We start from the raw sequence: 26334 nt of genomic DNA, 5'->3' as shown, positions 1-26334 counted from the left end.
CTTCCGTTCGAGGGGGAGCCGCGCCGGGCGCGGCGGGAATCAGTTGTCGTCGTAGGGACGGATGGAATCGGGCACGACCTTGGCGCCGTGCTGCGAAACCAGGCGCTGCACGTCGGGATCGCCCATGAAACTGGCTTCGGCCGCGGCCTGGCGTGCATCGCGCGCGCGTTCGTTGCGCTGGTGCAGCGATTCGGCCGGACGCCCCGCATCGACGAAACGGATCTGCGGCGCGGCACCCAGCGCGGGCGCGAGCGCATCCGCCACCAGGTCGACCACCGCCGTACTGCGCAGGTGTTCGTCGTTGGGACCGAGCGAGAGACTCAGCACGCCATCGATGTACGAAACAAACCCCGCGTGCTCGGCCAACAGTCGCGCAGGGCCGCGCAGGCTGGTGCCGGCGACGATGGCGTGCCAGGCATCCGCATCGGCCAGTCCGGCGCGATGCACCAGCGGCGCGGAGGCGACTGGTGCAGCCACTGGGCTCGGAGGTTCGAAAGCGGGCGCGGATTCACGCACCGGCGCCTCGCGCATCGGCGGGGCCTCACGCACGGGAGCCTCGCGTTCGACCGCCTGCGGACGCGGCGGACGCGGTGCTTCGGCGAAGGGGTTCGGCGGCGGAACGCGCTCGACCGGTGCGGCGGGAACCACCGGCGCGACCGTCGCCGGCGCGGCGCCGCGCGGAGCGACGTCGCGTGCGACACCCGACGACGAGGCAGCCGGAGCACGCGCGCCCTCGCCTTCGGCGGGACGGAACGCCAGCATGCGCAACACGGCCATCTCGAAACCCGCGCGCGGGCTGGGCGCCAGTGCAAGATCGCGGCGCCCGTTGAGCGCCATCTGGTACCACAGTTGCACGACTTCCGGCCGCAGGCGCGCGGCGAGCGCATCGAGATCGACGCCGTCGGCCTCCACCTGCGCGTCAGGCACCAGCTGCCGCACCTGGACGCGGTGCAGCGCATCGCTGAAAGCATCCAGCACACTGCTCCAGTCCGGCGAAAACTCCGCCAGCGTGCCGACCTCGGCCAGCAGGCGCGCGCCATCGCCGTCGGCCAGCGCGGCCAGCAGCGCGCCGACGCGCGTGCGATCGACCGTTCCCAGCATCGCGGCGACGCCGGCATCGGCCAGTGCGCCGCCATCGGCACTCGCACCGGTGTAGGCGATGGCCTGGTCCAGCAGCGACAGGCCATCTCGCAGGCTGCCGTCGGCGGCCCTGGACAGCTGGCGGATCGCGCCGGCATCGGCGGGAATGCCCTCGGCCTCGAGGATGCGCGTCATCTGGCCGTTGATCTGAGCCTCGTCCAGCCGTTTCAGGTTGAACTGCAGGCAGCGCGACAGCACCGTCACCGGCAGTTTCTGCGGGTCGGTGGTGGCGAGCAGGAACTTCACGTGCCCCGGCGGCTCTTCCAGCGTCTTGAGCAACGCGTTGAAGGCCGACTTGGACAGCATGTGCACTTCGTCGATCAGGTAGACCTTCACCCGACCACGGCTGGGCATGTACTGCGCGTTGTCGATGACTTCGCGCACGTCGTCCACGCCGGTATTGCTGGCCGCGTCGATCTCGAGCAGGTCGATGAACCGGCCCGCGTCGATATCCCGGCAGGCCGCGCATTCACCGCACGGTTCGGCCGAGGTGCCGCGCTCGCAGTTGAGCGACTTGGCGAAGATGCGGGCGATGGTGGTCTTGCCGACGCCACGCGTACCCGTGAACAGGAACGCGTGGTGGACGCGGCCCGAATCGAGCGCGTTGGTCAGTGCACGGACCACGTGCTCCTGCCCGACCAGTTCGGCAAAGCGCTTCGGACGCCACTTACGGGCGAGGACGAGGTAGGACATGCCGCCATTCTGCCATGGCCCATCGCACCGGCCGCGACCGGCAGACCGAGCTTGTCCGCGCGCGGCCTGGCGGCTAGAATTCACGCCCCTGGAGTACACCTTGACGCGGCCGGACGCCGTATTCAGGCCCATGCGGCAACATCGCGTGCCAGGAAAACGGAGAGGTGTCCGAGTGGTTGAAGGAGCACGCCTGGAAAGTGTGTAAGCGTCTAAACCGCGCTTCGGGGGTTCGAATCCCCCTCTCTCCGCCAGATTTAAAGGAGCCCCGCTGAAAGGCGGGGCTTTTGATGAAACGTCTCTATGGTGGCCCCGTCGGCCCCTCGCGACGCTAGGTCGAAAACCCCGCCAGGGCCGGAAGGCAGCAACGGTATCGACTGACGCGGGTGCCGAGGTCAGCCGGCGGGGCCATCGCCATTTCGATGCTGCGCATTCGAAATCCCAGGATTTGCAAGGCAAATCCCGGGCCCCGGCTATGTGCCTCCGATTCCCCGCCCCTGCCGGGGCGCCCCCTTTACCAAAGGGGGCTGTTTCTCAACCGACGCAACGCGAGCGCAGCCCCCCATTTCGGAGTCCTGCCCCTGCCCGCCATTCCCGCGAAGGCGGGAATCCATGGACGTCCTGCATCACGCTTGCCGTCGACCGCCCCCGGCACCGCGAGTTGCTACTTACTCGACGATCCCGAGTGCGTCCGGTTCGCGGCCGGTCTTCCAGTGGTCGACGACGTTCCACTGCGCCGTGTCGATCACGGCGATCTCGTCGCCACCACTGATGGCGACATACACACGCGGCTGCTTCGGGTCGGCGATGACGCCGATCGGCAGTGCGGCGCGACCGAGCATCGTGTCGCGGTACTCGACGCCGTCGCGGGCCAGCGCCACGGTATGCGTTACCTGTTTCGTCGCCGTGTCGATGACGGAGAGCGTCGCCGCGCGGGCATTGGTGGCCAGCGCATGCCGACCGTCTGGCATGAACACGACACGGATCGGGTAGCCGGGGCTGGCGATGGTCTGGCGCGTGGCGAGCGTCTCCGGGTCGTGCACGGTGACCGTGCCGGCTTCGCGGTTGCTCACCCACACCTCGCCGGTGCGCGGATGCACGGCGACACCTTCGGCGCCAGCGCCGGCCGGGACTTCGTGCGTCTTGCCGCGCGCGGTGAGGTCGATCCGGCTGATGGTGCCCGCATCGATCTTGGTGACATACGCGTGCTTGCCGTCGGGCGACAGCGCGACCATGTGGCCGCGCCCCTCGCCCAGATCGATGGCGTGCTCGACGCGCCCCTTCGCAATGTCCACCAGCAACAGCTTGCGCGAACCCTCGGTGGTGACGACCGCGCGCGCACCGCCCGGCAGCAGCCGCATGCCATGCGGCTTCGTGTTCTCGCCCAGGTCGATGATGCGCGTCGCTCCGTCTTTGCGCAGCTCGAGCACGGACAGACTGTGGCCCGGCGTGGCGGCGCCGTAGTTGCTCACGAGCGCGAAGCGGCCATCGCGACTCACGACGATCTCGTGCGGCCCTTGCCCTGTGGTGAATTCGCCTGCCTTGCGTCCATCGGCGGTGGACAACCGCCAGGCGGTGTCGGCCGACTTGTTGCCGACCAGCAGCTCCGCGGCGCGCGCCTGCGATGCGAAACCCAGGATCGAGATCACGGACAACGACAGCATGGCGGAACGGATCATCGCGCGGCCCTCAGGGTTGCGGATCGGGGTGGAGCCAGCCGGCATCGCCTTCGGCGTAACGCTCGTGCTTCCAGATCGGCACGCGCGCCTTCACCTCATCGATGATGTAGCGGCACGCTGCGAACGCGGCATCGCGATGGGCCGAGCTGACGCCCACCCACACCGCCAGCTCGCCGATGGCGAGATCACCGACGCGGTGAACGCAACGCGCATCGAGCACATCGAACTTCGCCACCGCCTCATCCAGCACGCGCTCGCCTTCGGCTTCGGCGAGCGAGGCATAGGCTTCGTAGCGCAGACCGAGCACGTCCCGCCCTTCGTTGTGGTTGCGCACCCAGCCTTCGAAACTGGCGTAACCACCGACGCGGTCGTCGAGCAGTTGCGCACGCAGCGTGCCGGTGTCGATGGGGGTATTGGAAAGGGCGAAACGGGTCATGGGGTGGATTGTGGCATTGGTGTTGCCCTTGCGCGTGCAGGAGCGGGATTCGCGCGCGGCGGTGATGCGCAGGCAATGTTTCGATAACGCCTGCTCAGCCGTCCATGGCGCGACACAGCGGCTTCGGATCGCCCTGCCCGACCATCCATGGCCGGGCGTTCGCGGCCGCGCGCGCCAGTGGCGCGCAGGCAATCGTTTCGATAACACACACGCAGCCATCCATGGCGCGGCATACAGGCTTCGGATCGCCCTGCCCGGCCATCCTTGGCCGGGCGTTCGGCAGGCCGCGCGGCAGTGCCGCGCAAGCGGCCTGCCTCATCCACCGCTGACTGGAGGAATGAAGGCGACTTCGCTGCCGTCGCGAACAGCATCGTCCCACCGGGCGAACGCCCCATCGACCGCGACGCGCAATCGCTCCTGCGACAACGCGAATCCGTGGCGCGCCCGCAGCGATTCATACACCGCGCGCAGCGTGCCATCGGCTTCGATCGCTTCGGAGGCCACGCCCGCGGCATCGCGCAGGCTGGCGAAATACAGGACCGTCACGCGCGCCATCACGCAGCTCCGAAATCGTGGCGACCGCCGCGCTTGCCCAGCACTTTCGCCGGGCCCAGCACGATGCGGTGCGAGAGTGCCTTGCACATGTCGTACACCGTCAGCGCGGCGACGGTCGCGCCGGTGAGGGCCTCCATCTCCACGCCGGTGCGGTGCGTGGTCTTGACCGAGCACTCGATGCGCAGCGCAGTGTCTCCGTCCCAGTCGACGGACAGGCGGCAGCCATCGATCGGCAACGGGTGGCAGAACGGGATCAGCTCGTGCGTGCGTTTCACCGCCATGGTGCCGGCGATGATCGCGGTTTCGACGATGCCGCCCTTCGCGCTCTTCAGGCCTGAGGCGCGCAGTTGCTTCGCGACGTCGACCGGAAAACGCACACGGCATTCGGCGCGGGCCTCACGCGCGGTGACGGCCTTGGACGAGACATCGACCATCGCGGGGCGCCCCTGCGGGTCCAGGTGCGTGAGCGTGCGGGCGGGCTTTTTCATGCGGGGGATTGTGCCCGATGGGGTGGGATTTTCGGGGCGTTCGGGCAGTGCCGCGCAGGCATCGGTTTCAATGACGCGATGGCAGCCGTCCTTGGCGCGACACACCGGCTTCGGATCGCCCGGCCCGTCCATCCATGGCCGTGCGTTCGGCTGGCCGCGCGGCAGTGCCGCACAGGTATCGGATTCGACAGCGCCATGACTGCCGTCCATGGCGCGGCGCACCGGCTTCGGATCGCCCGGCCCGTCCATCCATGGCCGGGCGTTCGCGACCGCGCGGCAGTGCCGCGCAGGTATCGGATTCGACAGCGCCATGACTGCCGTCCATGGCGCGGCGCACCGGCTTCGGATCGTCCGGCCCGGCCATCCATGGCCGGGCGTTCGGCAGGCCGCGCGGCAGTGCCGCGCAAGCGGCCTGCCTCACCCACCAATCAAGTACATCTCCACGTGGCGGCGCGATGCCGTCGCTGCGCCGCGAACTTCGCTGTAACGATCCACTCGACCGGACCAGACCGATGCCACACGTTCGCGCAGGACATCCTGCCCCTGGGACAGGGCCGGGCGCAGATCGTGTCCGTCCGCGGCGAACAGGCAGGTGTACAGCCGCCCGTCGGCGGACACGCGTGCGCGATGGCAGTCGCCACAGAAGGGCTCGCTCACCGAACTGACGAATCCGACTTCGCCCTGCCCGTCCTCGAAGGCGTAGCGCGAAGCCACCTCACCCCGGTATTGCGCTTCGAGCGGGCGAATCGGCCAGCGCGCGGCAATGCGGTCGCGCAGTTCCGTCGACGGCACCACGCGTTCGCGTACCCAGCCGTTGCAGGTGCCCACGTCCATGTATTCGATGAAGCGCACGACATGGCCACTGCCGCGAAAATGCTCGACCAGCGGCAACACCTGGTCCTCGTTGATGCCGCGTTCGACCACGCAGTTGAGCTTGAGCGAACCGAAACCCGCGGCCTGGGCGGCTTCGATGCCGGCAAGCACGTCGGCCACCTCGCCGCGTCCACCGGACATCTGGTGGAAGCGGTCCGGATCGAGCGCGTCCAGGCTCACCGTGATGCGACCCAGCCCCGCTTCGCGCAGCGCGCGCGCCTGCGGTGCCAGCAGCGAACCATTGGTGGTCAGCGCGATGTCTTCCAGCCCGTCGATGCTGGCCAGCCGCTCGATCAGCGTCGGCAGGCGCTTGCGCAGCAGCGGCTCGCCACCGGTGAGGCGAAGCTTGCTCACACCCAGCGACACGAAGCCGCGCACCAGTGTTTCGATCTCGTCGAAGTCCAGGCGCGAGGCGGCGTCGAAACCGTAGTCGTCCGGCACGCGGTCGGCCGGCATGCAATACGGACAGCGGAAGTTGCAGGCTTCGATCACCGACAGGCGCAGGTCGCGCAGCGGACGGCCACGGCGGTCCAGCGGCATGGACGCCAATGCCTGTGTCGCGCTCGCTGCAGCCACGTTCATGCGGGCTCGGCCTGCATCGCCGTGGGTTCGCGCAGCGCCACGACCTGACCGGGATGCGCGACGCGGTAACCGCGTGCGGCGAGGATCTCGCCTTCTTCGCGGTTGCCGTAGTGGTAGAGCAGGCAGCGGTCCAGCAGTGCGGGGGGATACTCGCGCTCAAGGTCGTCGATGCCGCTGTGCGACGGGTTGCCTTCCAGCGCGCAGTCGTGGGCGATCAGTTCTTCCGCATCCGCGAAGCGCGCCAGCACCTCGGGGATGGGCCGCGTGTCGCCCGTCCACACCACGCTGCCACGCAGGCGCAGGCCATAGGCGGTCTCCGGCCAGTGGTGGCGCGTCGGGAAGACTTCCAGGCGCAGGCCGTCGTGCCAGAACGAATCGCCGACCGGAATCACCTGGAAGGCGTCCCAGAAGTTCACGCCGCCTTCGGCCAGCGCGTTGGGGTAGTCGCCGACGCGACGGTGAAGAAGCGGCACCACGGTCGCCGGCACGTACACGCGCACGCGGCCGCGGCGTGCCGCATCGAAATAGCTGGAGACGAACAGGCGCTCGAAACCGGCAACGTGGTCGAGATGGGTATGGGTGATGAACAACGCGCGCGGCGCTTCACCGTAGTGCGCCAGATAGGCGGTCAGCCCTTCGCCGCCACAGTCGATGGTCAGCCACGGCCGGCCGTCGCGCTCGAGGGTGGCCATCGCCGACCCGAGCTCGACCGCCGATGCGTTGCCCACGCCATGCAGCCGCAATTGCCAGACCATCTCAGTAGCCTCGTTCCCAGGCCCGATCGTAGGCCGCACGCAGGCGGCCGTAGTCGCGTTCGACGTCTTCCACCGGTCGCGACCCGCGCAGCTTCAGCAATGAACGCTTCAGCCGCGCCAGATTGCGTTCGCGCCACCCGGTGGCGGGAATGCGCACGCGGCCGCGGTCGAGGTCGATGATCCAGCCTCGCCCCGTCGTGGTGAACAGCAGGTTATGGGCGTTGAGGTCGGCGTGATCGAGGCCGGCGCGGTGCGCACGTGCGATCAGGCGCCCGGCTTCCTCCCACGGCGCGCCATCGCCGGCGACGGCCGCACGGTCGGCCAGCGAACGCACATCGTCCAGGCGTTCAAGCAGGATCGCCGCACGGTAGAACAGGCCGTCACGGCGGTAGCAGGCGGCAATGGGTCGCGGCACCGGCACGCCCTTCTCGGCCATCGCGCGGGTCAGGCGGAACTCGGCGAAGCTGCGCGTGCTGGAGGCGTCCTGCCACCAGTAGCGATCGCGACTGACGCGTGCGGCCATGCCGCCACGCAGGTAGCGACGCAGCAGCGCCGGCCCGAACGGCGCATCGACGAACCACGCGCCGCCACGTCCGCCACTTTCCACCGGGCGCGCGCGTTGCTGCCAGAAGGACGGCATGAACCATTCCGGGCTCGCTTGCCGCACCCGGTTACGGTCGAACAGAATGGCCCCGTAACCGCTGTCGTCGCGGAACGGTGTCAACTCCTCGGCAGCATCGAACCCCGTCATCCGCCGGAGTCTAGCAATTCACGTGCCCGCTGCACCTTCCCCCCCGGCCATCGCGCCCGCCTCGATCTGCCTGTTGCGACTGTCCGCACTGGGCGATGTGACCCACGTCGTGCCGCTGGTGCGCACGCTGCAATCGGCCTGGCCGCAGGTGGAACTGACCTGGGTCATCGGCAAGGGCGAGCACCGCCTGCTGGCCGGCCTGCCCGGCGTCGAGTTCGTCGAGTACGACAAGAAGACCGGCCTGGCCGGCATGCGCGCGCTGCGGCGCCAGCTGAAGCAGCGGCTGGGCCCGGCGGGCCGCTTCGACGCACTGCTGCAGATGCAGGTCGCGGCGCGCGCCAACCTGCTCTCGGCCTATATCCCCGCCAAGCGGCGCGTCGGCTACGACCGTTCGCGTTCGAAGGACCTGCACGGTCTGTTCGTCAACGAGCGCATTGCCGATCGCCCGGGCATCCATGTGCTCGATGCGATCGGCAGCTTCTGCGAGCCGCTCGGCCTGCACCAGAACCAGGTGCGCTGGGACCTTCCGGTGCCGGACGAAGCGCGCGAGTGGGCGCGCGCGCAATGGCCGCAGGACGGCATGCCGACCCTGCTGATCTCGCCCTGCTCAAGCCACGTGCTTCGCAACTGGCCCGCCGACCGGCTGGCCGCCGTCGCAGATCACGCCGCCTCGCGCGGCTGGCGGGTGGTGTTGTGCGGCGGCCGCAGCGACCTGGAGCGCACGACCGGCGATGCGATCCTCGCCGCGATGCGCCAACCCGCGCTGGACCTGATCGGCAAGGACACGCTCAAGCAATTGCCGGCGCTGCTGGAACGCGGCCATTTGCTGATGACGCCGGACTCGGGCCCCATGCACATCGCCAACGCGATGGGCACCAAGGTGCTGGGCCTGCACGCGGCGAGCAATCCCGCGCGCAGCGGCCCCTACAGCGACCGGCGCTACTGCGTGGACCGCTACGACGACGCAGCGCGCAAGTACCTGGGCAAGCCCGCGGCCGACCTGCGCTGGGGCACCAAGATCGAGCACGACGGCGTCATGGACCTGATCACCGTGGGCGATGCCGTCGCCGCCTTCGAACGCTACCGCACCGATCACGCCGAACCGGAGATCCGCTGATGGCCGCCTGGTTCAGCGTCGTCGCCCCACTGCTGCCGGAGCTCCTGCGCGCTGCGCGGCCCATGTTCACGCGCAGCCGCGAGCCGTCGCAGATCCCGCAGCAGATCCGCGAACTGCAGGACGCGGTCGACCGCAACGACCAGGCGATCCGCACGCTTGCCGGTGAGATGGAACAGACGCTGTCCGCGCTGAAACAGGCCTCGAGCCAGCTGGAATCCACGCTGGTCGAGCTACGCCGCCAACAGGTGGAACACGAACGCAGGCTGCTGCGTCTGCAATGGGTGGCCGCGGTGGCGGCCACCGCGGCGGTGCTGGCATTCGCGGTCGCCGCCTGGGCGCTGGCGCGCTAGGCCGTACCCGCGAACGCGGCGCGCATCAGGGCGCGGCGCCGGTCTTGTAGTCCTGGTACGACTTCTCCTCGACATAGGCCGAGCCCAGCGCGAGGTTGATGTCCTTCTTGATGCGCGCGCGCTCGTCGTTCTCGAAATAGACGCTGCGGGCCAGGCGGACGAACTCGTCATCGAAGGCCTGCGCCTTCTCCTTGATGCGGATGTCGTCCTCGATCACCCACAGGCGCTCGTTGACGGCCTTCAGGTCGGCACGCAGGCGCGCGATGTCGTTGCCGGCGGCCGGATGCGCCATCCAGGTCTTTTCCAGCGCGGACAGCTCGTTGCGGACATTGGCCAGCTTGGCGGGGTCGCTCATGCGCTCGGACTTGATCTGCAGGATCGCGATCTTGTCGAGCAGCTCGCCAAAGGACACGGGGACCAGGATTTCGGACATGACTGCGCCGTTCATTCAGGGGGGCACAGTGTAGCCGGGGCATGGGACACCTTGCCGCATGCCGCCAGTGCCCGTAGAATTGCCGGCTCACTGCACCCGGAGAGGTGGCAGAGTGGTTGAATGTACCTGACTCGAAATCAGGCGTACGTTTATAGCGTACCGAGGGTTCGAATCCCTCCCTCTCCGCCAGACAAAAAGAAACGCCCCCGCAAGGGGGCGTTTCTTTTTGTCTGGGGGTGATGCGAGGAGTTTGATTCGCCCCCTCGGTTCGACAAATCGGCAGGACTGCCGATTTGGACAGCCGCAGGCTGCCCCGCAGGCGCGAAGCGCCGGAGGGGTGAGCGCCATGGATGGCGCGAATCCATCCTGCCGGCCAGATCGCCGTGCATCCATGGACCTGCGATACACGCCCTCCCACGAGGCGTCTGTTTGCAGCATGAGGCGACTCGGGGAACCTGGGGCGCCACCAGGCCCGCGCGCGGCGGAACGGCGGCTGCCCAATGCCACCGCCCAGCATCGCCGCGGCTTCACGCCCGATGCACCGCACCATCGCCCGTGCATACCCCGTACCAAATGCCGGCTTGCCTCGCGGCCGCCACGCGTCGATCATTCCGTTACCGCCTGAAAGACCTCACGACGCGAGCGGCATCATCGACGCATGATCGAATTCGGACACCTCACGCACGTCGGCCTCCGCCGCGAGCTCAACGAAGACACCTATTACGGTGACGGCGAGCTTGGGCTCTGGCTGGTCGCGGACGGCATGGGTGGGCACGAATACGGTGAGGTCGCCAGCGCCCTGGCTCGCGAGACCATCGTGCGCGAGATCCGCGACGGCACTCCGCTGGCGCAGGCGATCCGCATCGCCGACGAGGAAATCATCCGCACCTCCAAGCGCCGCAACGATGCGCTGCCCATGGGCACGACCGTCGTGGCCGCGCGCATCAGCGGCAACCGCTTCGAAGTGGCCTGGGTCGGCGACAGCCGCGTCTACCTGTGGCGCGACGGTCACCTTGCACAGCTCTCGCAGGACCACAGCTACGTGCAGGAGCTGATCGCCAACGGCGCGATCACGCAGGAACAGGCGCGCAGCCATCCGCACCGCAACGTGGTGACGCAGGCACTGGGCGTGACCGATCCGCGCCATCTGAACGTCGAAACGATGACGGGCGAACTCAAGCCGGGCATGCAGCTGCTGCTGTGCAGCGATGGGCTGACCGAGGAAGTCGACGACCGCGGCATCGCCCGGGTCCTGTCGCAGAGCGACTGCAGCGCGCAGGAATGCGTGGACACGCTGGTCGCCGCCGCACTCGACGGCGGCGGCTCCGACAACGTCACGGTCATCCTCGTCCGCAACCACTGAGGCTGCGGACGCCGCCGGTCAGGCCGGCTCCAGCACCGTCTCTTCGGCGACCACCTCGAAGCGGTCCCACACGCAGCTTCCGCCGGCCTTCTTGCGCAGCTTTTCCAGGCGCGCCTGGTGGGCGGCCACTTCCTCTTCGCTGACCTGCACGCGCGGTCGCGCGGCGTGCGGATCGGTGCGGAACTGCACGGTCTCGACGGCGGTGGCGGCGGTATCGAGGCCAAACCCGATCTCTTCCTGCCCCGACGTCAGCGCCAGGTAGACCTCGGCCAGGATCTGGGCGTCGAGCAGCGCGCCATGCAATTGCCGGTGCGAGTTGTCCACGCCCAGCCGCTTGCACAGCGCATCCAGCGAATTGCGCTGGCCGGGGAACCGCTGCCGCGCCATCAGCAGGGTGTCCTCGACGGTGCAGCGGTCGGTGATGCGCCCGTACTCCGGGCCCATCAGTCGCAGTTCGTTGTCCAGGAATCCCAGGTCGAACGCGGCGTTGTGGATGATCAGTTCGGCGCCTTCGATGAACGCGACGAACTCGTCCACGATGGCCGCGAACTCCGGCTTGTCGGCCAGGAACTCCAGGGTCAGGCCGGTGACTTCCTGCGCGCCCTGCTCGAAGTCGCAGTCGGGCTTGAGGTAGACGTGGAAGGTACGGCCGCTGGGGCGGCGTTCGACGTACTCGACGCAGCCGATTTCGACCACGCGGTTGCCGCGCTCCCAGCTCAGGCCGGTGGTTTCGGTGTCCAGGATGATCTGCCGCATCGGCGCCATTCTCACATGTTCGACCGGCAGTGTGCCGACCCGGCGTCGCTCAGCGTGCGACCGCTGCGCGCAACCGCTGCGCCTGCGTTCGGGCGAGCACGTCGACGCGTTCGTTGTCGGGATCGCCGGAATGGCCCTTGACCCACTTCCATTCGACGCTGTGGCGCTGCGCCGCGGCGTGCAGGCGTTCCCACAGGTCGCGGTTCTTGACCGGATCGCCGCCGGCGGTCTTCCAGCCGCGTCGCACCCAGTTGCCGATCCACTCGGTGATGCCCTGGCGCACGTACTGCGAATCGGTATGGAGCACGACGCTGCAGGGCTCGCTCAGCGCTTCCAGCGCCATGATGGCGGCCATCAGCTCCATGCGATTGTTGGTGGTGTCGGCCTCACCGCCGGACAGTTCGCGCTCGTGGCCGCGGTAACGAAGCAGCGCGGCCCATCCGCCGGGACCGGGATTGCCCAGACAGGCGCCGTCGGTGTGGGCTTCAATTTGCTTGGAGGATGACGCGGGGGACGTGTTGGTTTGATTCATCGGTCCATTATCGCCGGCGCCCGCCGTGCGAGGTGGGATCGCGTGCCGGTCTGCCAGCGCAGATTGCGCAGCGGCTTGGGCGGGATGAGCGCGTGCACGCGTTTATTGACGGTCAGTGCGATGCCCGCGCGCAGACGGTCGGAGGCACCGACGCCCACGTCGCCATGGGCCACGCGCCAATGCGGGCCGAGCCATTGCAGGCTCACGGTGTCCACGGCGAAGCCCGCGCGCCGCAGCGCGGACTGCCAGCCGCCCGGGTCCCGCGCGCGCAGCCCACTGCGGGCCCATCGCGCCCGATAGGGGCTCCACGGATTCAGCGCCGCCAGCCACAGCGTGCCTCCGGGCATGAGGATGCGGGCGCATTCGTCCAGGACCTCGTCGATGGCGAAGCCGTCGTCGAGCGCGTGTTGCAGCAGGATCGCGCCCATGGCTTCGCTGGCGAACGGCAGGGGCAGGCGGCAACGGACCGCGCCGTTGAATCCCTCCCCGTCACGCCGCAGCACGACGCCACGGCCGCCGGGCATGTCGGGTGGCGCCGCCCCCGGCGTGCCCAGCCAGGCCCAGGGAGCGGCCGGCCATGACGCCAGGACGCGCGCCATCGCGGCCTCCTGCACCGCCAGCAGGCCCTGCCCGGCCTCGCTGCCGAACCAGGCCAGGGGCTCGATGCCGGCTTCGTGTTGACGGTGGTACGAGGGGGCGGGCATGGTCTGGACCGGTCTCCGGGGCATTCGCCGGGGATGATTGTGGGGCACGGCCACGTCCCGCTGGCAAGCATCGAGGAGTCCCGCATGCGTCTGCAGCCCCTGCCCGCACTCAGCGACAACTACATCTGGACCTGCGCGGAGGACGATGGCAGCCGTGCGCTGATCGTCGACCCCAGTGAGCCGGCGCCGGTCTTTGCGGCGGCCGCGGCCGGCCTGCAGCCGGTCGCCGTGCTGCTCACCCACCACCACCCGGACCATATCGGCGGTGTGCCGGCCCTGCTCGAACGCTGGCCGCACCTGACCGTTTTCGCGCCCGACGACGAACGCATCCCGGCGAGCTACCGGCGCGTCCGCGAGGGCGATGAGGTCGATGCGGCCGGCTGGCGGTTCCGCGTGCTGGAGGTGCCCGGCCACACCCTCACCCACGTCGCCTACGTCGGTGAAACGCTGCTCTTCTGCGGCGATACCCTGTTCAGTCTCGGCTGCGGACGGTTGTTCGAAGGCACGCCGGCACAGATGCACGCCTCGCTCTCGCGGTTGGCCGCCCTGCCCCCCGACACCCGGGTGTGTTGCGGACATGAGTACACGCTCGCAAACGGCGCCTTCGCCCGCGTGGTAGAACCCGGCAACCCGGCGCTGAAGCGCCGCATCGAGGAGGCGCAGGCCATGCGCGAGACCGGACGTCCCACCCTGCCCAGCACCATCGCGATGGAGCTCGCCACCAATCCCTTCCTGCGCGTGGACGGGACCGCCGTGCGCGCTGCCGTCGCGCGCCACCTCGCCGCGGAGCCGGCCGATGACGTGGACACGTTCGCCGGATTGCGGCGCTGGAAGGACGGATTCGTCGCGTGAGGGCCGCCCACGCGTGGCGGTACGCAGTGCTGGCGTTCGCGATGGCGAGCGCCATGACCCCGGCCTCGGCGCAGGAAGAGGCGATCACGGGCGGCCCCGAAGCGCCCACCGCGGTCGCTGCCGCGGTCCCGACCCTGCCCGCGCCAGGCAAGCGCAACGGCCTGGAGATCTACCGCGTGTTCCGCGAGGGACTGGCGGAACCCGAGTGCGCGGCAGACACCGCTTCCGTGCGCTGGCGCCAGCACTTCGCCCATGTGCCGCGCAAACTCGCCAATGGCGATGACGACGTCCTGCCTCTGTTCGGCTACGTCGTGGACGCATTGCGCGCCTCCCACCTGCCCACCGAGTTCGCGCTGATCCCGTTCGTCGAAAGCGGCTACCGCCCCAGCGCACGCAGCGCGCAGGGCCCGGCCGGCCTGTGGCAGATGATCGGCATCACCGCGCGCGACCATGGCGTGCCGATACGCACCGGCTACGACGGGCGCCTGTCCCCGATCGATTCCACACAGGCCGCCGTGCGTTACCTCAAGACGCTGCACGGCATGTTCGCCGGTGACTGGCGGCTGGCCGTCATGGCCTACAACGCCGGCGAGTACCGCGTGCTCAACGCACTCCGGCGCAGTGGCCAGAACGCACGCGACGTGCAACTGGACAAGCTCGTCGGTATGCCGGACATCACCACGGCCTATGTGCGCAAGCTGCATGCGCTCTCGTGCCTGATCGAACAGGCGGACGACCGCGAGGAATGGATGCGCGCGCTCGACCGCGACGTCCCGCGCCTGCAGGCGGTCGAGGTCGACGTGCAGCGCGTGGATCAGTGGGCCGCCCGCACCGGGCAGGATTCACAACAGCTGCGGCGCCTGAATCCGGTGTTCGCCGACGGACGGATCAACCGCGCCGGCGGCTCGCCCGCGCGGCTGCTTGCGGTGGCCGACGTTGCCGGATCGTCCGTGGCCCCGCCGGATTCGATGGCCGACGCCTCGCCCGTCACCCCGCCCGGTGCTGACGGCGCCGCAGCAGCGCCCGAGCCGCGCCGCCACACCGTGGCACGCGGCGAAAGCGCCTCGACGATCGCGCGCCGTTACCGCATCGGCGTGGGCGACCTGCTGCAACGCAACGGCCTGGCCGTGAAGGCCGTGCTCCGACCCGGCCAGATACTGGTCATCGATGCCCTGGGCAAGCACGGTGACGCGATTCCCGGATCGACGGGATCGCCCTGACCCTACGCCGGCGCATCGCCGCAACGCGGTGCCGGCGGGGGCTACACTAGAGTCTTTGCTCGACCGCACGCGCGGTCACGACCACAGAAAGGAACGGCTCATGGGTTTTCTGCAAGGCAAGCGCGCACTGATCACCGGCATCGCCAGCGAGCGTTCGATCGCCAGCGGCATCGCTGAAGCCATGCACCGCGAAGGCGCGCAGCTCGCGTTCACCTACCAGAACGACAAGCTGAAATCGCGCGTGGAATCGGCGGCGAAGGATTACGGCAGCGACATCGTGCTGCCGCTCGACGTCAGCGACGACGCACAGATCGCGGCCTGCTTCGAACAGCTCGGCCAGCACTGGACCGACGGTTTCGACATCCTCGTGCACGCGATCGCCTTCGCGCCGCGCGAAGCCATCGCCGGTGAATTCCTGGAAGGCATGACGCGCGAGAACTTCGCCATCGCGCACGACGTCTCGTCCTACTCGCTGTCCGCGCTGGCCAAGGCGGCGCGTCCGCTCATGAAGGGCCGCAACGGCTCGATCGTCACGCTGAGCTACCTCGGCGCCGAACGCGCACTGATCAACTACAACCTGATGGGCGTGGCGAAGGCCAGCCTGGAAGCGTCGGTGCGCTACCTCGCGCTGAACCTCGGTCCGGAAGGCACCCGCGTCAACGCGATCTCCGCCGGCCCGATCAAGACGCTGGCCGCCGCCGGCATCTCCGGTTTCCGCAAGATCCTCGGCCACGTCGAAGAGAACGCACCGCTGCGTCGCACCGTCACGATCGAGGACGTCGGCAACGTGGCCGCGTTCCTGTGCTCGGACCTGGCTGCGGGCGTGACGGGCGAAGTCACCTACGTCGACGCCGGTTACAACATCCTGGGCATGACGGGCATCAGCAACGACTGAGTGTTCCGATCGGCAAAACGAAAAGGCCCGGCATTGCCGGGCCTTTTTTGTTGGCTCGTCCGCTGACCGGTCAGAGGTTCTGCTCGACCACCGTGACATTCACACGCTTGCGCAGCGCGCTGACGAGCGCCTGCACGTCGTCGCCGCCACCGATCTGCGCGATCTGCTGCTGCAGCTGTTCGCGCTGCGCCTGCGGCATCGCCGCGACGTCGCCCGGCGTCACCTTGTTCACCGAGAACAGCACGATACCGCCCTCGCGCAGCGCGGCATGACCCGCGGTCACCTTGCCCGCGACCGGCGCCGGCACGGCAAAGATGGCCTCGTTGACCGCCGCATCGGGAACCGGAGCGCCGCGCGGCAGGCCTGGAATGGCCTGCGGCGGCGGCAGCAGCTTCTCGGCCGCAATCGCCTCCAGCGTCTCGCCGGTCTTCAGGCGTGCAACCAGCGCATCGGTCGCCTTCGCGGCCGCCTTGGCGGCACGGTCGGCGCGAACGGCGGCGATGACCTGATCGCGCACCTGCGCCAGCGGCTGTGCGCGTTCCGGCGTATGGGCGGTGACGCGCAACAGCACGCTGTGGCCCGGCGCGACTTCGATCGGATCGCTGATGGCGCCGCTCTGGATCGCATCTTCCGAGAACGCCACGCGCAAGACGGCCGGATTGGCAAGCACGCCCTGCGCGGTGCCGCGCGAGAACGGACCGGCGTTCTGCAACGGGATGTTCATCTCGCGCGCGGCCGGAGCAAGCGACGACGGGTTCTTCAGCGTCAGGTCCACCAGGCGGTTGGTGAACTCGCTGGCGTTGCGCTCGCGGTCGATATCGCCCTGCTCGCGCGCGAGGGTTTCACGTGCCTGCTCGAACGTTTCCTGCGCGCCGGTCTTGATTTCGCGCAGCTGGATCACGTGCCAGCCGAATTCGCTCTTCACCGGAGCACTGACTTCGCCGGCCTTCATGGCGAACAGCGCTTCCTCGAACGGGCCAACCATCATGCCCTTGCTCACCCAGCCCAGGTCGCCGCCGGCGGCCTGCGAACCGGTGTCTTCGCTGTTCGTGCGCGCGATCGCCGCGAAATCCGCACCGGCTGCCTTCGCCTGCGCCGCCAGGTTTGCGGCCTTCTGCTCGGCTGCCTTCTGCTTGGTCGCGTCCGCGCCTTCCTCGACGCGCACCAGGATGTGCGATGCCAGGCGCTGCTCGGGTTCGACGAAGCGGCTCTTTTCCTGCTCGTAACGCTGGCGCAGCGCCGCTTCGTCGGCGGGCGCGACGGCCTGCAGCGTCGCGGCATTCACCTCGACGAACTCGACCGACACGGACTCCGGCGCACGGTACTGGGCACCGTGGCTGTCGTACCACTGCTGGATTTCCGCGGCGCTCACCGGGCCGGTGTCCGGCGCGGCCGGCGGCAGGAGCAGCAGGCTTACATCACGCGTCTCACCCATCAGGCGCACGAGGCGATCCATCTCGGCAGAGGTGATGAAGTTGCTGGTACCCACGCCCACGGCGAGCATCGAACGCTGCAGATCCTCGCGCATGGTCTGCTCGAACTGGCGCTCGCTCTGGGCCGGGTTGAGCGAGGCCAACGTCAGCTTGTAGCGGTCATAGTTGAACTTGCCGTCCACCTGGAACGCCGGGATGTCGTGGATGGCCTGCTTCACCATCGCGTCGCTCACGACCAGACCTTCGCGGCGCGCCGCGATCAGCTGCACGCGCGCGTCGATCAGCGTGTCGAGGATGGCGCGCTTGTTCTCGACGGTCTCGAACTCACGGGCCTCGAAGGCTTCGCCACGTTGTGCGCGGGCGCGCTGGCGCTCCTGCTCGAAACGCGTGCGGAATTCTTCGATGCTGATCTTGTCGTGCTGCCAGAGGACGGACACGGGCCACCATGCCGGCGCCGACGGCCACCAGGTCGGAGGCGCATCGATGCGCGCCACCGAAGTGTCGGTGCGCTGCCCGAGGTATTGCTCGATGCCCACGAAGGCGAAGGGAATGATCAACAGGCCCAGGATCACGGTGGCGATCCAGCCCGAGGTCTTATCGCGAAGTTTCTGCAGCATGTCGGGGTCGAGTTCGGTCGTAGCCCGACAGTTTAGCGCGCCAGGGCGCCATCACGGCGGCCCGTTTGCGCCATCGGCAGATCCGCTCGGCGGCCGGGGGCCGGGGGCCGAATGCCGCCTTCGAAGGCGGAGCCCGGGCATCCGGTATCGGCGGCGCGGCGCCGATGCCGGAAAAAAACAAGGGCGCCGTTTCCGGCGCCCTTGGCGAAACTGGCGGAGTGGACGGGACTCGAACCCGCGACCTCCGGCGTGACAGGCCAGCATTCTAACCGACTGAACTACCACTCCGCGTTTTGAAACCTGGAGCTTTCGCTCCGGACCTGACGCACTGAATCGCGTTTCTGGCCTTCCTACTCATTATAAAACCAAAGGCGCCGTTTCCGGCGCCCTTGACGAAACTGGCGGAGTGGACGGGACTCGAACCCGCGACCTCCGGCGTGACAGGCCAGCATTCTAACCGACTGAACTACCACTCCGCGCTTCGAAACTCTTCAAACAACCCGCGGGGTGCTTGATGGTGGGTGCTGAGGGTTTCGAACCCCCGACCCTCTCCGTGTAAAGGAGACGCTCTACCGCTGAGCTAAGCACCCGTCGGCGAGTCGCTTAGTTTACGGCATCCTTCAGCGCCTTGCCAGCCTTGAAGGACGGATTCTTCGAGGCCTTGATCTTGATCGTCTCGCCGGTCTTCGGATTGCGGCCCTGGCGCGCAGCGCGCTTGCGGACCTGGAAGGTGCCGAAGCCGACCAGCGTGACCGTGTCGCCCTTCTTGAGCGCCTTGGTGACGACGCTGATCATCGCGTCGACGGCGTTCGCGGCGTCGGTCTTGGACAGCTCGGCGGCCTCGGCGACGGCGCCAACAAACTCAGCCTTGTTCATTCGTATTGACTCCCTGTGCGGATGATGCCGCATGTTCTGATTGAAGCAGCATGTAATCGAAGGCTATCCCCCGATCGACTTCGCCCCGCAGACATTGCGCTGCAATGCCCTGCGCGGTCCGCAGCCGTTATACCAGCGGCATTTTGGGGGTGCAAGCCGGAAAGCTAGCTGTGATGCGGCTTCCAGCGTTTTTGCACGAAGTCGATGAGACCGTTTGCGTCAATGTTTGACGTCCGTTTGCGTGATCGACTTGGCGCCTTCGCGCACCGGAACTTCGCTGCCGCCGGCAGGCGACGACACCGGCGCCGGTGCCCGCTCCAGGGCGATGCCCAGCACCTCGTCGATCCACTTCGCCGGGATGATCTTCAACCCCTGGGTGACGGTCTTCGGCAGGTCGGTCAGATCCTTGCGGTTCTCTTCGGGAATGATCACGGTGCGGACTCCGCCGCGCAGCGCCGCGAGCAGTTTCTCCTTCAGGCCACCGATCGGCAGGACGCGACCGCGCAGGGTGATCTCGCCCGTCATCGCCACGTCGGCCTTCACGGGATTCTTCGTCAGCATCGACACCAGCGCCGTCGCCATCGCGATGCCGGCGCTCGGGCCGTCCTTCGGCGTGGCGCCTTCGGGCACGTGGACGTGGACGTCGTGCTTCTGCAGGAAGTCCAGGTCGATGCCCAGCTGCTCCGTGCGTGCGCGCACAACCGACAACGCGGCCGATGCGGATTCCTTCATCACGTCACCCAGCTGACCGGTCAGCAGCAACTGGCCCTTGCCCGGCACCAGCGTGGCTTCGATCTGCAGGAGGTCGCCACCGACTTCCGTCCACGCCAGGCCCGTGACCAGACCCACTTCGTTCTGCTCCTCGGCACGACCGAAGTCGTAGCGACGCACGCCCAGGTACTTGTCGAGGTTCTTCGAGGTGACGTTGACCGCGCTCTTCTTCGTGCTCTTCTTCGCCGGTCCGGCGAGCGCGATCTCCTTCACCACCTTGCGGCAGATCTTGGCGATCTCGCGCTCGAGCGAACGCACGCCCGACTCACGCGTGTAATAGCGAACGATGTCGCGCACCGCGCCCTCGGCAACCTTCAGCTCTTCAGGCTTCAAGCCATTGGCCTTGATCTGCTTCGGCAGCAGGTAGCGCATGGCGATGTTGAGCTTCTCCTCCTCGGTGTAACCCGGGATGCGGATCACTTCCATGCGGTCCAGCAACGGCCCGGGAATGTTCAGCGAGTTGGACGTGGCGACGAACATCACCTCGGACAGGTCGAGGTCGACCTCGAGGTAATGGTCGTTGAAGGAGTGGTTCTGCTCGGGATCGAGCACTTCCAGCAGCGCCGAGGACGGATCGCCGCGGAAGTCCATCGACATCTTGTCGATCTCGTCCAGCACGAACAGCGGATTCTTGCTGCCGACCTTGTTGAGGTTCTGCACGATGCGGCCCGGCATCGAACCGACATACGTACGGCGATGACCGCGGATCTCGGCCTCGTCGCGTACACCGCCGAGCGACATGCGCACGAACTTGCGGTTCGTCGCCTTCGCGATCGACTGGCCCAGCGAGGTCTTGCCCACGCCCGGCGGTCCGACCAGGCACAGGATCGGGCCCTTCATCTGCTTCACGCGCGACTGCACCGCCAGATACTCGAGGATGCGGTCCTTCACCTTTTCCAGGCCGAAGTGGTCGGCATCAAGCACGTCCTGCGCGGCCTTGAGGTCCTTGCGCACCTTGGTGCGCTTCTTCCACGGCACGCCCAGCAACCAGTCCAGATAGTTGCGCACGACAGCGGCTTCGGCCGACATCGGCGACATCTGCTTGAGCTTGTTGAGCTCTGCCTTGGCCTTGGTTTCCACCGGCTTGGGCATGCCGGCTTCGGCGATCTTGCGGGTCAGCTCGTCGATGTCATTGGGTGCGTCATCGATCTCACCGAGCTCCTTCTGGATCGCCTTCATCTGCTCGTTGAGGTAGTACTCGCGCTGGCTCTTTTCCATCTGCGACTTCACGCGGCCGCGGATGCGCTTCTCCAGCTGCTGCACATCGATCTCGCCGTCGACCAGACCGACCAGTTGTTCCAGGCGCGCGCCGATGCCGTGCGTCTCGAGCAGCTTCTGCTTGTCGCCGATGCGCACGCCCAGGTGCGCAGCGATCGTGTCGGCCAGGCGTCCGGGTTCGTCGATGCCCGACAACGTCTGCATCAGTTCCGGCGGCAGCTTGCGGTTCGTTTTCACGTACTGCTCGAACAGGCCCATCAGCGAACGCGCGATCGCTTCGATCTCGCGCTCCTCGCGATCGCTCTCCGGCTCCACCACTTCGGCCTGCCCGCTCAGCGCGCCATCGCGCTCGACGACGTCATGGACGTCCACGCGCGAGACGCCTTCGACCAGCACCTTGATCGTGCCGTCGGGCAGCTTCAGCAGCTGCAGCACCTGCGCGAGCGTGCCAACCCGGTACAGGTCGTCCGCGCCGGGATCGTCCGTCTCGGCGGACTTCTGTGCGACCAGCAGGATCCGCTTGTCGGACTCCATCGCCAGATCCAGCGCATGGATGGACTTGTCGCGACCGACGAACAGCGGGATCACCATGTGCGGGAACACGACGACGTCGCGCAGCGGCAGCACCGGCAGGTTCAGCGTCTCGTGATCGGATGAAACAGTCATGAGGGGACTCCGGAAACGGGGGTCGGGCGGAATGGCCCGGGACATCGTTGGGCGCACGTCGCCCATGGCGACGGTTATGGGGTCCGCGACGAATGGATGCAAGCGGCCCGCAGGCAATGCTGCGGGCCGGGGGCATTTACCCGTTGTGAATCAGGCGTTTAGCCTGCGAGGAGGCCGTCGCGAAGGCGCGACGGCCGTCACGCGCCGTCAATCGGCGGACGCGACCTTGGGGGCGGCCGGCGGCGGGGTCTGGTAGATCAGGTACGGCTCGGTCTTGTGGTCGATCACCGACTCGTCCACGACCACCTTGCTGACGTTCTCCAGCGACGGCAGCTCGTACATGGTGTCCAGCAGGACCGATTCGACGATGGTGCGCAGGCCTCGGGCGCCGGTCTTGCGCTTGAGCGCCTTGCGGGCGATGGCGGCAAGGGCGTCCGAACGGAACTCCAGCTCCACGCCTTCCATCTCGAACAGCTTCTTGAACTGCTTGGTGATGGCGTTCTTCGGCTCGGTCAGGATCTTGACCAGCGCCGGCTCGTCCAGCTCCTCCAGCGTGGCGACCACCGGCAGGCGGCCGACGAACTCGGGGATCAGGCCGAACTTGATCAGGTCTTCCGGTTCAACGTCCGCCAGCAGCTTGCCGATGTCGTTCTTGCGCTCGCTGCTCTTCACCTTGGCGCCGAAGCCGATGCCGCCGGCCTCGGTGCTGCGCTGCTGGATGATCTTGTCCAGGCCTGCGAACGCGCCGCCGACCACGAACAGGATGTTGCGCGTGTCGACCTGCAGGAATTCCTGCTGCGGGTGCTTGCGGCCGCCCTGCGGCGGAACGCTGGCGATGGTGCCTTCGATGAGCTTGAGCAGCGCCTGCTGCACGCCCTCGCCCGACACGTCGCGGGTGATGGACGGGTTGTCGCTCTTGCGCGAGATCTTGTCGATCTCGTCGATGTACACGATGCCCTGCTGCGCCTTCTCGACGTCGTAGTCGCACTTCTGCAGCAGCTTCTGGATGATGTTTTCCACGTCCTCGCCGACATAGCCGGCTTCGGTCAGCGTGGTGGCATCGGCAATCGTGAAAGGCACGTTGAGCAGCCGCGCCAGCGTTTCGGCCAGCAGCGTCTTGCCCGAACCGGTGGGGCCGACCAGCAGGATGTTCGACTTGGCCAGTTCGACGTCGTCGTTCTTCTGCCGGCTTTCGATGCGCTTGTAGTGGTTGTACACGGCGACCGCGAGCGTGCGCTTGGCGCGCTGCTGGCCGATCACGTACTGGTCGAGCACCTCGAGGATCTCGCGCGGCTTGGGCAGGTGGCTGCGGGCCGACTGCGCCTTCTCCTCGAGTTCCTCGCGGATGATGTCGTTGCACAACTCGACGCATTCATCGCAGATGAACACACTCGGGCCCGCAATGAGTTTGCGAACCTCGTGCTGGCTTTTCCCGCAGAACGAGCAGTAGAGGATCTTGTTGCTGTCGCCGGTGCTGCGGCCCTGTCGGTCGTCGCTCATGCTTGTGCCCAAATGGTGCTCGTGTCTTGAACGCGCCGTGGCCGTACGCGTTCAGGTGCTGCGGCCCGAGGATAACACAGCGCTCCGGCCCGCCTAGCGGGTCGGATCACGGGCCGGAAAAGTCGTGGAATCAATGACCTGGCGTTGAGGTCAGCCCGCCTGGATCGAATCTTCCGGGCGCCGCTCCAGAACCTGGTCGACCAGACCGTATTCACGGGCGGCCTCGGCGCTCTTGAAGTTGTCGCGCTCGGTATCGCGGGCGATGGTCTCCAGCGCCTGGCCGGTGTGCTTGGCCAGGATCTCGTTGAGGCGCTGACGCAGGGTCAGGATCTCGCGGGCGTGGATGTCGATGTCCGTCGCCTGTCCCTGGAAGCCGCCCAGCGGTTGGTGGATCATCACGCGCGAATTCGGCAGCGCATAGCGCTTGCCCTTGGCGCCGGCAGCCAGCAGCAGCGCGCCCATCGAGGCGGCTTGGCCGACGCAGATGGTGCTCACGTCCGGCTTGATGTACTGCATGGTGTCGTAGATCGCCAGACCTGCGGTGACCACGCCACCCGGCGAGTTGATGTAGAGGCTGATGTCCTTCTCGGGGTTCTCGGCCTCGAGGAACAGCATCTGCGCCACGATCACGTTGGCCACGTGGTCGTCCACGCCACCGACGAGGAAGATCACGCGCTCCTTGAGCAGGCGCGAATAGATGTCGTAGGCGCGCTCGCCCCGGCTGGTCTGTTCGACCACCATCGGCACGAGGTTCAGAGCTTTGGTCAGGTTGTCCATGTTCGACGGCCCTTGGGGCTGAAGAGGAAGGCGCTTACAGGAAGCGAGGTCCGGTCAACTTGGGGCCAACCGGACGCAAGCGCAAGGGGCACGTCCATTCGATCGACCGGACCGCGCGCGATGCGCGGCCCGGGGTTTCGCATTACTGGCGGATCGCCTCGTTGAACGACATCGGCTGCTCGGTGTGCTGGGCGCGCTCGGCGATCCAGTCGATCACCTGCTCTTCCATCACGCGGGCCTGCAGCCCGGCCATCAGCTGCGCATCGTTGCGGTACAGGTCGATGACCTGCTGCGGCTCCTCGTAGGTCGAGGCGATGAGGTTCATGGTCTCGGTGACGCGCTTGGGATCCAGGCGCAGCTCGTTGCGGCGGGCGATCTCGCCCACGAGCAGGCCGACCAGGACGCGCTTGCGCGCAGCGTCCATGAAGCCGGCGTGCGCATCGGCCGGGATCTCACCGACGGCACGGCCCTGACGTCGGGCCGTCTCGATGGCCTGCGCGGCCATGCCACGGGCTTCGCCCTCGACCAGCTTGGGCGGCATCTCGACGTGCGAGTAGACCGCGATCAGCTGCTCGCCGACTTCGCGGCGCAGGCGCGTCATCAGCGCGCCCTTGAGCTCGCGCTCCAGGTTCGAGCGGATGTCGGCGCGGAACTGGTCCACGTCGCCGCTGCGCACGCCGAAGCTCTTGATGAAGGCCGCATCGACTTCCGGCAGGACCGACTCGGACACCCGGGTGGCCTTCAGGTTCACCGCGACCGTGCGGCCGGCGAACTGCGGCACGCGCCAGTCGGTCGGGAATTCGATGTCGGCGACCTTCTCGTCGCCGGCCTTCATGCCGACCAGCGCGGCTTCGATGGCCGGGAACATGGCGGCCGAACCCAGCACGGTGGCACCACGCTCGACGCCTTCGGCGGGCAGGCGCTCGTCGCCGGCCTGCGACCAGGTTTCGATCTCGACCGCATCGCCGGTGGCGGCTTCGCGCTCGACCGGGTTCCAGCTGCGGCGCTGCATGCGCAGGTTCTCGATCATCGCGTCGATGTCCGCCGCGGAGACTTCCGAGGTGTGGCGCACGACGTTGAGCTTGGTCACGTCGACGTCGCCGAAGTCCGGAACGACTTCGAAGGTCGCCACGTACGACAGCTGGTCAGCGGTGTCCGCTGCCGGGACGATCTGCGGGTTGCCGGCGATCTGCAACGACTCCTGGCGCACGGCGTTGCTGAAGCCCTCGCGCAGCAGTCCGTCAAGGACCTCGGCACGGACCTGCGCGCCGAAGCGCTGCTCGATCACCTTGGCCGGCACCTTGCCGGGGCGGAAACCCTTGATCTTCGCGCCACGCGAAATCTCGCGCAGGCGGCCGTCGACCTGAGCTTCCAGGCGGTCCGCCGGAAGGCTGAAAGTCATGCGGCGTTCGAGGGTGCCGAGCGATTCGACCGAAACTTGCATATCCACTCCTGCCACCGCGGCGCCCCGGCCACGGCACGATGTTGATGATCCTGTCCGACCGCAGCCGCGGCGATCAGCTCGCCGGCCAGCGGAACGCAGTAGTTTCGCCGATTATCGGCCTCGCCGCCAGCGCGGCAGGAGGCGCCGCGGCAAGGCGGCGGCGTTCCCGGATTGGTGCGAAAGGCGGGACTCGAACCCGCACGCCTTGCGGCACTGGAACCTAAATCCAGGGCGTCTACCAATTCCGCCACTTTCGCTTCGAGCGGTCCCTGACGCTAACCGCGGCGGCATTCTAGGACGCGACCGCGCAAAAGAAAAAAGCACCTGGGGGACCAGGTGCTTTTCCGGGATTGGTGGGCCGTCAAGGATTCGAACCTTGGACCTATTGATTAAGAGTCAACTGCTCTACCAACTGAGCTAACGGCCCGGAACAACAGAAGCGAAACTATAACAACAAAATCGTGCTTCGCCAACAATCTGGGGTGGCTGAGGGGACTCGAACCCCCGACAACTGGAATCACAATCCAGTACTCTAACCAACTGAGCTACAGCCACCATAAAACGTGTCACGCAACTGGCGCGCCCGGCGGGACTCGAACCCACAACCACCGGCTTAGAAGGCCGGTGCTCTATCCGGTTGAGCTACGGGCGCCAGTCGCACATCTTAACTGACACCACCGCCGGCACAGCCCGGTCGAAAACCGCCACGTCGATCCGGATGGTCGGGGCAGAGGGATTCGAACCCACGACATCCAGCTCCCAAAGCTGGCGCTCTACCAGGCTGAGCTATACCCCGAAGCCGGGACTTCCGTTGCGCGCCAACGCCGCGAAAGGTCGGATAGTGTGGTCGGACCGCACGGC

At 67.5% G+C, this 26334-nt stretch carries 24 protein-coding genes, 10 tRNA genes and 1 other RNA gene; 9 read left to right on the top strand and 26 right to left on the bottom strand.

Annotated elements, in window-relative coordinates; all coding sequences use genetic code 11:
• Positions 1–39: 39 nt before the first annotated feature.
• On the bottom strand, positions 40–1833 hold the full coding sequence (gene dnaX / locus QLQ15_RS10625; protein ID WP_283212751.1) for a DNA polymerase III subunit gamma/tau: 1794 nt from the start codon (positions 1831–1833) through the stop codon (positions 40–42).
• A gap of 158 nt (positions 1834–1991) precedes the next feature.
• On the opposite strand from dnaX, the gene QLQ15_RS10620 reads away from it, so the two are divergent.
• Positions 1992–2084: transfer RNA gene (locus tag QLQ15_RS10620), tRNA-Ser, on the top strand.
• Positions 2085–2142: 58 nt separating this feature from the next.
• Positions 2143–2239, top strand: an RNA gene (ffs, locus tag QLQ15_RS10615) — signal recognition particle sRNA small type.
• 259 nt (positions 2240–2498) lie between these two features.
• Here ffs and QLQ15_RS10610 read toward each other — a convergent pair.
• From QLQ15_RS10610 to QLQ15_RS10580, 7 genes are all read right to left on the bottom strand, one after another.
• Positions 2499–3509 carry a YncE family protein gene (locus QLQ15_RS10610; RefSeq protein WP_283212750.1) on the bottom strand — a complete coding sequence of 337 codons (1011 nt, stop codon included), beginning with the start codon at positions 3507–3509 and terminating at the stop codon, positions 2499–2501.
• 10 nt (positions 3510–3519) lie between these two features.
• Positions 3520–3945 carry a molybdenum cofactor biosynthesis protein MoaE gene (locus QLQ15_RS10605; protein ID WP_283212749.1) on the bottom strand — a complete coding sequence of 142 codons (426 nt, stop codon included), beginning with the start codon at positions 3943–3945 and terminating at the stop codon, positions 3520–3522.
• Between the two features lie 315 nt (positions 3946–4260).
• The gene (gene moaD / locus QLQ15_RS10600; RefSeq protein ID WP_283212748.1) at positions 4261–4503 is read right to left on the bottom strand and encodes a molybdopterin converting factor subunit 1; all 243 of its coding nucleotides are present in this window, start codon (positions 4501–4503) and stop codon (positions 4261–4263) included.
• The gene (gene moaC / locus QLQ15_RS10595; protein WP_283213993.1) at positions 4500–4997 is read right to left on the bottom strand and encodes a cyclic pyranopterin monophosphate synthase MoaC; all 498 of its coding nucleotides are present in this window, start codon (positions 4995–4997) and stop codon (positions 4500–4502) included. The genes moaD and moaC overlap by 4 nt, the downstream gene beginning before the upstream one ends.
• A 408-nt stretch (positions 4998–5405) precedes the next feature.
• Entirely contained in the window at positions 5406–6443 is a 1038-nt protein-coding gene (gene moaA / locus QLQ15_RS10590; RefSeq protein WP_283212747.1) for a GTP 3',8-cyclase MoaA, read from the bottom strand.
• Positions 6440–7198 carry an MBL fold metallo-hydrolase gene (locus QLQ15_RS10585; protein WP_283212746.1) on the bottom strand — a complete coding sequence of 253 codons (759 nt, stop codon included), beginning with the start codon at positions 7196–7198 and terminating at the stop codon, positions 6440–6442. The genes moaA and QLQ15_RS10585 overlap by 4 nt, the downstream gene beginning before the upstream one ends.
• Position 7199: 1 nt before the next feature.
• The gene (locus QLQ15_RS10580; protein WP_283212745.1) at positions 7200–7949 is read right to left on the bottom strand and encodes a 3-deoxy-D-manno-octulosonic acid kinase; all 750 of its coding nucleotides are present in this window, start codon (positions 7947–7949) and stop codon (positions 7200–7202) included.
• Positions 7950–7971: 22 nt separating this feature from the next.
• On the opposite strand from QLQ15_RS10580, the gene QLQ15_RS10575 reads away from it, so the two are divergent.
• Positions 7972–9066: a glycosyltransferase family 9 protein gene (locus QLQ15_RS10575; RefSeq protein ID WP_283212744.1), complete on the top strand. Its 1095-nt coding sequence runs from the start codon at positions 7972–7974 to the stop codon at positions 9064–9066.
• Positions 9066–9416: a BAR domain-containing protein gene (locus QLQ15_RS10570; protein WP_283212743.1), complete on the top strand. Its 351-nt coding sequence runs from the start codon at positions 9066–9068 to the stop codon at positions 9414–9416. Before QLQ15_RS10575 ends, QLQ15_RS10570 begins: the two co-directional genes overlap by 1 nt.
• A gap of 25 nt (positions 9417–9441) precedes the next feature.
• Here the strand turns inward: QLQ15_RS10570 and QLQ15_RS10565 are convergent, their stop codons facing one another.
• Positions 9442–9849 carry a DUF6165 family protein gene (locus tag QLQ15_RS10565; RefSeq protein WP_283212742.1) on the bottom strand — a complete coding sequence of 136 codons (408 nt, stop codon included), beginning with the start codon at positions 9847–9849 and terminating at the stop codon, positions 9442–9444.
• A gap of 98 nt (positions 9850–9947) precedes the next feature.
• Between QLQ15_RS10565 and QLQ15_RS10560 the strand changes: the two genes are divergently transcribed.
• Positions 9948–10038, top strand: a tRNA-Ser gene (locus QLQ15_RS10560).
• A gap of 469 nt (positions 10039–10507) precedes the next feature.
• On the top strand, positions 10508–11212 hold the full coding sequence (locus tag QLQ15_RS10555) for a PP2C family protein-serine/threonine phosphatase (RefSeq protein WP_283212741.1): 705 nt from the start codon (positions 10508–10510) through the stop codon (positions 11210–11212).
• An 18-nt stretch (positions 11213–11230) separates the two neighbouring features.
• Here QLQ15_RS10555 and dnaQ read toward each other — a convergent pair whose 3' ends face one another.
• Genes dnaQ through QLQ15_RS10540 form a run of 3 tightly spaced genes read right to left on the bottom strand, consistent with a single transcriptional unit; the run spans position 11231 to position 13204 of the window.
• A complete protein-coding gene (dnaQ, locus tag QLQ15_RS10550; protein WP_283212740.1) occupies positions 11231–11968 on the bottom strand; it encodes a DNA polymerase III subunit epsilon in 738 nt (245 codons plus the stop codon).
• 49 nt (positions 11969–12017) lie between these two features.
• Positions 12018–12500: a ribonuclease HI gene (gene rnhA, locus QLQ15_RS10545; protein WP_283212739.1), complete on the bottom strand. Its 483-nt coding sequence runs from the start codon at positions 12498–12500 to the stop codon at positions 12018–12020.
• The gene (locus QLQ15_RS10540; protein WP_283212738.1) at positions 12497–13204 is read right to left on the bottom strand and encodes a class I SAM-dependent methyltransferase; all 708 of its coding nucleotides are present in this window, start codon (positions 13202–13204) and stop codon (positions 12497–12499) included. Before QLQ15_RS10540 ends, rnhA begins: the two co-directional genes overlap by 4 nt.
• 84 nt (positions 13205–13288) lie before the next feature.
• Here QLQ15_RS10540 and gloB point away from each other — a divergent pair, with 84 nt between their 5' ends.
• The 3 genes from gloB (at position 13289) to QLQ15_RS10525 (ending at position 16171) form a co-directional block, all read left to right on the top strand.
• Complete coding sequence (gene gloB, locus QLQ15_RS10535; protein ID WP_283212737.1) at positions 13289–14056, top strand: hydroxyacylglutathione hydrolase; 768 nt, start codon at positions 13289–13291, stop codon at positions 14054–14056.
• Between the two features lie 53 nt (positions 14057–14109).
• A complete protein-coding gene (locus QLQ15_RS10530; RefSeq protein WP_432277852.1) occupies positions 14110–15276 on the top strand; it encodes a lytic transglycosylase domain-containing protein in 1167 nt (388 codons plus the stop codon).
• A gap of 100 nt (positions 15277–15376) precedes the next feature.
• Positions 15377–16171: an enoyl-ACP reductase FabI gene (locus QLQ15_RS10525; protein ID WP_283212735.1), complete on the top strand. Its 795-nt coding sequence runs from the start codon at positions 15377–15379 to the stop codon at positions 16169–16171.
• 70 nt (positions 16172–16241) lie between these two features.
• Here the strand turns inward: QLQ15_RS10525 and QLQ15_RS10520 are convergent, their stop codons facing one another.
• The 14 genes from QLQ15_RS10520 to QLQ15_RS10455 form a co-directional block, all read right to left on the bottom strand.
• A complete protein-coding gene (locus QLQ15_RS10520; RefSeq protein ID WP_283212734.1) occupies positions 16242–18221 on the bottom strand; it encodes a peptidyl-prolyl cis-trans isomerase in 1980 nt (659 codons plus the stop codon).
• Positions 18222–18432: 211 nt separating this feature from the next.
• A tRNA-Asp gene (locus QLQ15_RS10515) sits at positions 18433–18509 on the bottom strand.
• A 111-nt stretch (positions 18510–18620) separates the two neighbouring features.
• A tRNA-Asp gene (locus QLQ15_RS10510) sits at positions 18621–18697 on the bottom strand.
• Positions 18698–18736: 39 nt separating this feature from the next.
• Positions 18737–18811, bottom strand: a tRNA-Val gene (locus QLQ15_RS10505).
• A gap of 13 nt (positions 18812–18824) precedes the next feature.
• The gene (locus tag QLQ15_RS10500) at positions 18825–19097 is read right to left on the bottom strand and encodes an HU family DNA-binding protein (protein WP_158982085.1); all 273 of its coding nucleotides are present in this window, start codon (positions 19095–19097) and stop codon (positions 18825–18827) included.
• A 219-nt stretch (positions 19098–19316) separates the two neighbouring features.
• On the bottom strand, positions 19317–21752 hold the full coding sequence (gene lon / locus QLQ15_RS10495) for an endopeptidase La (protein ID WP_283212733.1): 2436 nt from the start codon (positions 21750–21752) through the stop codon (positions 19317–19319).
• A 207-nt stretch (positions 21753–21959) separates the two neighbouring features.
• Positions 21960–23252, bottom strand: a complete 1293-nt coding sequence (gene clpX / locus QLQ15_RS10490; RefSeq protein ID WP_283212732.1) for an ATP-dependent Clp protease ATP-binding subunit ClpX — start codon at positions 23250–23252, stop codon at positions 21960–21962.
• 150 nt (positions 23253–23402) lie between these two features.
• Positions 23403–24029 (bottom strand): ATP-dependent Clp endopeptidase proteolytic subunit ClpP, encoded by a 627-nt coding sequence (gene clpP / locus QLQ15_RS10485; protein ID WP_115842923.1) that lies wholly within the window; start codon positions 24027–24029, stop codon positions 23403–23405.
• Between the two features lie 142 nt (positions 24030–24171).
• Entirely contained in the window at positions 24172–25473 is a 1302-nt protein-coding gene (gene tig, locus QLQ15_RS10480; protein ID WP_283212731.1) for a trigger factor, read from the bottom strand.
• A 172-nt stretch (positions 25474–25645) separates the two neighbouring features.
• A tRNA-Leu gene (locus tag QLQ15_RS10475) sits at positions 25646–25730 on the bottom strand.
• Between the two features lie 94 nt (positions 25731–25824).
• A tRNA-Lys gene (locus tag QLQ15_RS10470) sits at positions 25825–25900 on the bottom strand.
• Positions 25901–25951: 51 nt separating this feature from the next.
• Positions 25952–26028 (bottom strand) — tRNA-His (locus QLQ15_RS10465).
• Between the two features lie 20 nt (positions 26029–26048).
• Positions 26049–26125, bottom strand: a tRNA-Arg gene (locus QLQ15_RS10460).
• Between the two features lie 67 nt (positions 26126–26192).
• A tRNA-Pro gene (locus QLQ15_RS10455) sits at positions 26193–26269 on the bottom strand.
• Between the last annotated feature and the right edge of the window lie 65 nt (positions 26270–26334).

The organism is Lysobacter stagni (genome assembly GCF_030053425.1).
In the GTDB taxonomy this organism is placed as follows: Bacteria; Pseudomonadota; Gammaproteobacteria; order Xanthomonadales; family Xanthomonadaceae; genus Lysobacter_J; species Lysobacter_J stagni.
The sequence above is the reverse complement of the archived record's forward strand: the minus strand, read 5'-3'. Positions and strand labels throughout refer to the sequence as shown.

Excerpts from the sequence above, each read along its gene's own strand:
- dnaX (WP_283212751.1), bottom strand. The coding sequence starts at position 1,833 with ATGTCCTACCTCGTCCTCGCCCGTAAGTGGCGTCCGAAGCGCTTTGCC.
- QLQ15_RS10610 (WP_283212750.1), bottom strand. The coding sequence starts at position 3,509 with ATGATCCGTTCCGCCATGCTGTCGTTGTCCGTGATCTCGATCCTGGGT.
- QLQ15_RS10605 (WP_283212749.1), bottom strand. The coding sequence starts at position 3,945 with ATGACCCGTTTCGCCCTTTCCAATACCCCCATCGACACCGGCACGCTG.
- moaA (WP_283212747.1), bottom strand. The coding sequence starts at position 6,443 with ATGAACGTGGCTGCAGCGAGCGCGACACAGGCATTGGCGTCCATGCCG.
- QLQ15_RS10585 (WP_283212746.1), bottom strand. The coding sequence starts at position 7,198 with ATGGTCTGGCAATTGCGGCTGCATGGCGTGGGCAACGCATCGGCGGTC.
- QLQ15_RS10580 (WP_283212745.1), bottom strand. The coding sequence starts at position 7,949 with ATGACGGGGTTCGATGCTGCCGAGGAGTTGACACCGTTCCGCGACGAC.
- QLQ15_RS10570 (WP_283212743.1), top strand. The coding sequence starts at position 9,066 with ATGGCCGCCTGGTTCAGCGTCGTCGCCCCACTGCTGCCGGAGCTCCTG.
- QLQ15_RS10565 (WP_283212742.1), bottom strand. The coding sequence starts at position 9,849 with ATGTCCGAAATCCTGGTCCCCGTGTCCTTTGGCGAGCTGCTCGACAAG.
- QLQ15_RS10555 (WP_283212741.1), top strand. The coding sequence starts at position 10,508 with ATGATCGAATTCGGACACCTCACGCACGTCGGCCTCCGCCGCGAGCTC.
- dnaQ (WP_283212740.1), bottom strand. The coding sequence starts at position 11,968 with ATGCGGCAGATCATCCTGGACACCGAAACCACCGGCCTGAGCTGGGAG.
- rnhA (WP_283212739.1), bottom strand. The coding sequence starts at position 12,500 with ATGAATCAAACCAACACGTCCCCCGCGTCATCCTCCAAGCAAATTGAA.
- QLQ15_RS10540 (WP_283212738.1), bottom strand. The coding sequence starts at position 13,204 with ATGCCCGCCCCCTCGTACCACCGTCAACACGAAGCCGGCATCGAGCCC.
- gloB (WP_283212737.1), top strand. The coding sequence starts at position 13,289 with ATGCGTCTGCAGCCCCTGCCCGCACTCAGCGACAACTACATCTGGACC.
- QLQ15_RS10530 (WP_432277852.1), top strand. The coding sequence starts at position 14,110 with ATGACCCCGGCCTCGGCGCAGGAAGAGGCGATCACGGGCGGCCCCGAA.
- QLQ15_RS10525 (WP_283212735.1), top strand. The coding sequence starts at position 15,377 with ATGGGTTTTCTGCAAGGCAAGCGCGCACTGATCACCGGCATCGCCAGC.
- QLQ15_RS10520 (WP_283212734.1), bottom strand. The coding sequence starts at position 18,221 with ATGCTGCAGAAACTTCGCGATAAGACCTCGGGCTGGATCGCCACCGTG.
- QLQ15_RS10500 (WP_158982085.1), bottom strand. The coding sequence starts at position 19,097 with ATGAACAAGGCTGAGTTTGTTGGCGCCGTCGCCGAGGCCGCCGAGCTG.
- lon (WP_283212733.1), bottom strand. The coding sequence starts at position 21,752 with ATGACTGTTTCATCCGATCACGAGACGCTGAACCTGCCGGTGCTGCCG.
- clpX (WP_283212732.1), bottom strand. The coding sequence starts at position 23,252 with ATGAGCGACGACCGACAGGGCCGCAGCACCGGCGACAGCAACAAGATC.
- clpP (WP_115842923.1), bottom strand. The coding sequence starts at position 24,029 with ATGGACAACCTGACCAAAGCTCTGAACCTCGTGCCGATGGTGGTCGAA.
- tig (WP_283212731.1), bottom strand. The coding sequence starts at position 25,473 with ATGCAAGTTTCGGTCGAATCGCTCGGCACCCTCGAACGCCGCATGACT.